The organism is Candidatus Frankia nodulisporulans (assembly GCF_902806475.1).
In the GTDB taxonomy this organism is placed as follows: Bacteria; Actinomycetota; Actinomycetes; order Frankiales; family Frankiaceae; genus Frankia; species Frankia umida.
Map to the genome: position 1 here is coordinate 1 of NZ_CADCWS010000268.1, position 5426 is coordinate 5426.

At 72.2% G+C, this 5426-nt stretch carries 3 protein-coding genes and 1 pseudogene; 2 read left to right on the top strand and 2 right to left on the bottom strand.

Features of this window, described 5'->3' with window-relative positions:
* On the bottom strand, nucleotides 1-1119 hold a 1119-nt coding region (locus G6R24_RS17780), incomplete at its 3' end, for an oxidoreductase (protein WP_338084465.1).
* Between the two features lie 150 nt (nucleotides 1120-1269).
* Between G6R24_RS17780 and G6R24_RS22740 the strand changes: the two are divergent.
* Nucleotides 1270-2960 (top strand): annotated as a pseudogene (locus tag G6R24_RS22740) (class I adenylate-forming enzyme family protein); the annotation flags it as partial.
* Nucleotides 2961-2984: 24 nt separating this feature from the next.
* On the opposite strand, the gene G6R24_RS17790 reads toward G6R24_RS22740, so the two are convergent.
* Nucleotides 2985-3839, bottom strand: coding sequence for a polysaccharide deacetylase family protein (locus G6R24_RS17790; RefSeq protein WP_192029172.1), 855 nt, complete (start codon nucleotides 3837-3839; stop codon nucleotides 2985-2987).
* Between the two features lie 238 nt (nucleotides 3840-4077).
* On the opposite strand from G6R24_RS17790, the gene G6R24_RS17795 reads away from it, so the two are divergent.
* The gene (locus tag G6R24_RS17795) at nucleotides 4078-5358 is read left to right on the top strand and encodes a YncE family protein (protein ID WP_420840673.1); all 1281 of its coding nucleotides are present in this window, start codon (nucleotides 4078-4080) and stop codon (nucleotides 5356-5358) included.
* Nucleotides 5359-5426: the final 68 nt, after the last annotated feature.

The window sequence follows — 5426 nt, forward strand, 5'->3', positions numbered from 1 at the left end:
GCCGGTGCGGACCTTGGTCGGCCACGCCGGGTCGGACAGCAGCACCCGGCCGAGGCCGACCAGGTCGAACTCGCCCCGCTCGAACAGGTCCACCAGCGGCCCGAGGCGCAGCGGCGCGGATACCTCGCCGTCACCGCCGAACGCCGTGGCGACCCCGACGGAACCGATCGTGATGGTCGGCAGCGCGGTGAGGTGCTTCGTCCAACCGGCGAGTGTGCGAGGCGAGTCGTCGAAGGCGGGCAGCCAGTAGCGGCGGGTGGACACGTGCAGCGCGCTGGCGCCGGCCTCGACGATCGGGGCGAGCAGCCCTTCGAGGTCGGCCGGCGAGTCGGCGACCTGGGCGTCGAAGGCCCCGCCCTTCCACTGGGAGAAACGGTAGATCACCGGGAAGTCGGGGCCCACCGCCGCGCGGATCGCCGCGACCACCTCGGCGCCGAGCCGGGCCCGACCGGCCAGGCCCGTGCCGTAACCGTCGGTGCGCCGGTTGGTGCGCGACCAGAAGAACTGGTCGAGCAGATAGCCGTGGGCCCCGTGCACCTCGACACCGTCGAACCCGACGGCCCGGGCGTCCGCCGCGGCGCGGGCGAAGGAGGTCACCACCGCGTCGAGGTCGGCGATGGTCGCGGGCGTGCCGATCGTCGTGCCATCGGCGCGCACCCCTGACGGGCTGAGAACCGGTGCCTGCGGCCGCGGCGGCGCCCCCGGCTCCCGGGCCGCGCCCAGATGCCACAGCTGCGGCACGATCCGCCCGCCGGCCCCGTGCACCGCCTCGACCACCCGCCGCCACCCGGCGAGCGCGTCCTCGCCGTGGAAACGCGGCACCCGGTCACTGGAACCGGACGAGAGATGATCGACGTAGGTGCCCTCGGTGACGATCAGCCCGGCGTGCGCGGCCCGTCGGGCGTAGTAGGCGGCGACGTCGTCGCCGGGCACACCACCCGGTGAGGCCTGGCGGGTCATCGGCGCTATCACGAACCGGTTGGCGAGTTCCACCCCGGCAAGCGTGAACGGGGTGAACAGTGGCGCCACCTCGGCCCCGTCCAGCAGATCGGACTGATCCGCACGGGGCGACGGCACTGCGGTGGCGGCGGTGGTGGTGGGACGCGGAGACACGGTCACCCCTGCTTCAATCCACACCGCCCCGCCGCTGTTCCCCTCCCACCACCGGCGACGGCGGAGGTGGCGTGTCCGGGCCGGACACGGTAGATCACAGGAGGGTCGCTGGTCCGGCCACGCCGCGCACCGTTGCGTTCGGAGGAGACGATGACGATGACATCCGCGCAGGATGCCCCGGTCGGGCTGACCGTCGGCGAGGTGCTGAGGCGGGCGGCGCGGGAGTTCGGCGCGTCCGACTATGTGGTGACCCTGACCGAGCGGCTGACCGTCGCCGAGGCGGAGCGGCGGTCAGCTGTCGTCGCCCGCCGGCTGCTCCATGACGGTGTCGGGAAGGGCACCCGGGTCGGGCTGTTCTTCCCGAGCGGACCCGAATGGGCGCTGTGGTGGCTCGCGGTGAGCCGGATCGGGGCGATCGCCGTCCCGCTCAGCACGCTGCTGGCACCGGCCGAGATCGCCCGCATCGTGCGGCTGGCGGACGTCGCGGTGCTGGTCGCGCCGCGGATGGTGCTGCGCATCGACGTCGCCGAACGCTTCGAGGCCGCCTTCACGGACCTCGCCGCACCAGCGGGGCAGCCGGCGGGCCGTCTCGAACTGGCGTCGGCACCGTACCTGCGTCGCGTGATCCTGACCGAACCGCCGGACGCCGTCGAGCAGGCCGCCTCAGCCACATCTCCCACCTCGACCGCGTCTCCCACCCCGGCCATGTCTCCCGCCTCGGCCACATGGCCCAGCTGGGCTACGCGGTGGGAGGCGGGGACGGACGCGGAGGCGGGGACGAGGGCTCCGATGGTGCGGGCCGAGACGCTGGCCGCGGTGGAGGACGAGGTGAGTCCGGCCGACCTCGCCATCATGATTCACACGTCGGGGTCGACGGCCGAGCCCAAGGGCGTGCTGCACACGCAGGGCACGCTGGTCCGGCAGACGTCCACCTGGGCCATGGTCATCCGCGGTCTCACCGGGGTCGAGCGGGCGCCGCGGGTGCTGTGCGCCATGCCGTTCTTCTGGATCGGCGGCATCCTCGCGGCGACCGGCGCGCTGCACGAACCCGTCACCCTGCTGGTCCAGGCGAAGCTGGACGCGGGGCCCGCGCTGGAACTCGCCGAGCGGGAGCGGGCGAACGGCGTCGTCGGCTGGCCGGCGTTCACCCAGGCGCTACGGCTGCACCCAAGCTTCCCCGACCGCGACCTGAGCCATGCCCCGATGCTGTACGACGGCCCGGTGGACCTGGCGATGACCGGTGTCCCGGACGGCCTCCGATCCACCGCAGTCTCACCGAGTCCGCCGGCAGCTTCGCGTACACCGAGACGGCGATCATCGACGCCGCCGGCCAGCCGGTGCCCGAGGGGACCATCGGTGAACTGCTCATCCGCGGCCCGGGGTCGATGGCCGGTTACAACAAGCGGGAACGGTCCGATGTCTTCGACGCCGACGGCTGGTACCACACCGGCGACCGTGTCTACCGCCGCGCCGGCGACCCCCGGCTGTTCTACGTCGGCCGCGACAGCGAGATGATCAAGGTGGCCGGGGCGAACGTGTCGCCACGGGAGATCGAGGCCGTCCTCGAGGAGTTCCCCGAGGTCGCGCACTGCGTCGTCACCGGCGTCGCACATCCGACCCGCGGCGAGGAGGTCTGCATCGTCCTCGCCCCGGCCGCCCCGGCCGCCGCCACTGACGCGGGCGTCCCGCTGGACACCCGGTCCCTCGCCGGACGGGCCCGGGGGCTGCTTTCCAGCTACAAGGTCCCGACCCGCTGGATCGTCGCCACCGCGGACGAGGTGCCTTCCCTTCCCAGCGGCAAACCGGACCGCCGCGGCCTGCGCGCCCGCGTCGAGCAGGGCCACCTGACGCCGAGCACCCCTCCTGGGACGTCAGGTGGTCAGCAGGTCGTGGACGGTGACCGGGGTGAGGCCGGCGGTGCGCAGGAGGGTCGCGATCCGGGGGAAGGCTGCGACCGTGCCGGGGTAACCGAAGTGCAGGCTCACGATGGAACCTGGCCGCAGGCCGGCGCGGACCCGGGCGACCACCGCGTCGGCACCGGGTGAGGTGTAGTCCAGCGGGTCGACGTCGAAGTCGACCACCGTGCGGTAGCCGGCGGCACCGGCCTCGGTGAGGATCAGCGGGCTGGCCGTGCTGGTGCCGGACGGGCGGAAGTACCGGCCCTGGGTCGGTGTCAGCCGGGCGAGGACGTCCCGGCAGCCGGCGATCTCGGCCGCGACCTGGCCTGCGGGCAGAGCGGTCAGGGTCGGATGGGTGTAGGTGTGGTTGGCCACCTCGTTGCCGGCGGCGAGGATCGGCGGGATGAGGTCCTGGTGCGCGTCCAACCACTGGCCGACAGCGAACACGGTGATCGGCACGCCGAGGTCCGCGGCCTCGCCGAGCAACTGGCGGGCGAGCACCGGGTCCTGGCCGGTCTCGTGCGGGCCGAGGTGAAAGGTGAGCGCCACCCGTGGACGGTCACGCGGACCGTTCGCGACCGCCGTGGCCGGACCACCCGGCACCAGATCCGGGCCAGGCGGTGGTGCGGACGCGGCGACGCTCCCGGGAGTGGCCGGCGCTGTGGCTGTGGCCGGCGCGCGTAGCGGTCGCGGCGTGGAACCGGCGCCGGCCGCACCGGCCGAGCCGGCGGGCGAGGCCGAACCGGAGCAGGCGGCGAGCCCCGCGGCGGCCGCCACCGCGGAGCCAGCGGCCAGCAGTCGACGCCGGGATGGGCCGTTTCCTTCCATATCCGGCACGGTGAACCGCTGCGATGTCACTGAAAGCCCCCCTCACCTGGCACCGATCGACGGCACCACCCAACGCGACACGACGGACCACAGTGAGCCGGCGACCACAACGTCGCAGATTCCCCTCACTCACCCGGGTGCCGCTAGCATCCGAGCGATGACCCATGGCTAGTCTGTCGCCGTGCCAGCCAAGGATTCGCCCCACTCCCACCGGTCGGCCAGGCAGCCCCGGCAGCGCGTGTTGGGCGCCGCGATCATCGCGGTTCTGCTGATCGCCGCAGGGGTAATCTACGTCGCCACCGGAAACGATCACGAGCCGAGTGCGGTGGCGTCGTCCACCAGCGCCCACCCGCACGATCATCATGGCGACCCGGCCGGCACCCCGGCGGCGAGCGCCCCCGCGGGGGGCGCGGCGGCGGTGACGGCGGCGGCGGGTGGCGCGGGTGGGGTCGACGTCTACGCGCACGCGCGGGCCGGGATGCTCAGCCCGGTCGTCCGCAATGATCCGGCGTACGTCTACGTTCCGAACCTGGCCGACGGCACCGTCAGCGTCATCGACCAGAAGACGATGAAGATCATCGACACCTTCGCCACCGGACGGCAACCGCAGCACGTCGTACCGTCCTGGGACCTGCGCACCCTGTGGGTGAACAACAACGCCGGCAACAGCCTGTCACCGATCGACCCGAGCACCGGGCGGCTCGCCGGCCCGGCGGTCCCGGTCGCGGACCCGTACAACCTGTACTTCACGCCCGACGGCAGGTACGCGATGGTCATCGCCGAGGCCAACCATGACATCGACTTCCGCGACCCACACACCATGGAACTGCGCCACAGCCTCGACGTCGGCACCGAATGCGCGGGTGTCAACCATGTCGACTTCGCCCCGGACGGCAGCTACGCCATCGCCACCTGCGAGTTCGCCGGACGGCTCGTCAAGGTGGACCTCGTCCACCAGACGGTCGTGGGCTATCTGGATCTGGGCCGCCAGGCCGCGCCGCAGGACATCAAGATCGACCCGGCGGGCCGGGTCTGGTATGTCGCCGACATGAACGCCGACGGAGTCCACCTGATCGACGGCGACACGTTCACCAAGATCGGATTTGTGCACACCGGACCGGAGACCCACGGGCTCTATCCGAGCCGGGACGGGCGTTTCCTGTACGTGGCCAATCGCGGCGGCCAGATGGAAAGCATGAGCGTGCCGTTCCCACATGCCGGCCAGAATGGTTCGGTCTCGGTCATCTCGTTCGCCACCCGGGCGGTCGTGGCGAACTGGCCGATTCCCGGCGGTGGCACACCGGACATGGGCAACGTGAACGCGGACGGCACCCGGTTGTGGCTGTCCGGTCGGCGTAGCAACGAGGTCTACGTCTTCGACACCGGTGGCACCGGCGGTTCCGATCCGTCCGCCGGCCGGCTGCTGACCAGGATTCCGGTCGGCCATGAGCCGCACGGGCTGACCGTCTGGCCGCAGCCGGGCCGCTATTCCCTGGGCCACACCGGCATCATGCGCTGAACGGCCCGAATCCCAGCGGAGGGCCGGTCGACCGGTTGACTGGTCCTGGTCCAATGGCCGTAGGTTAA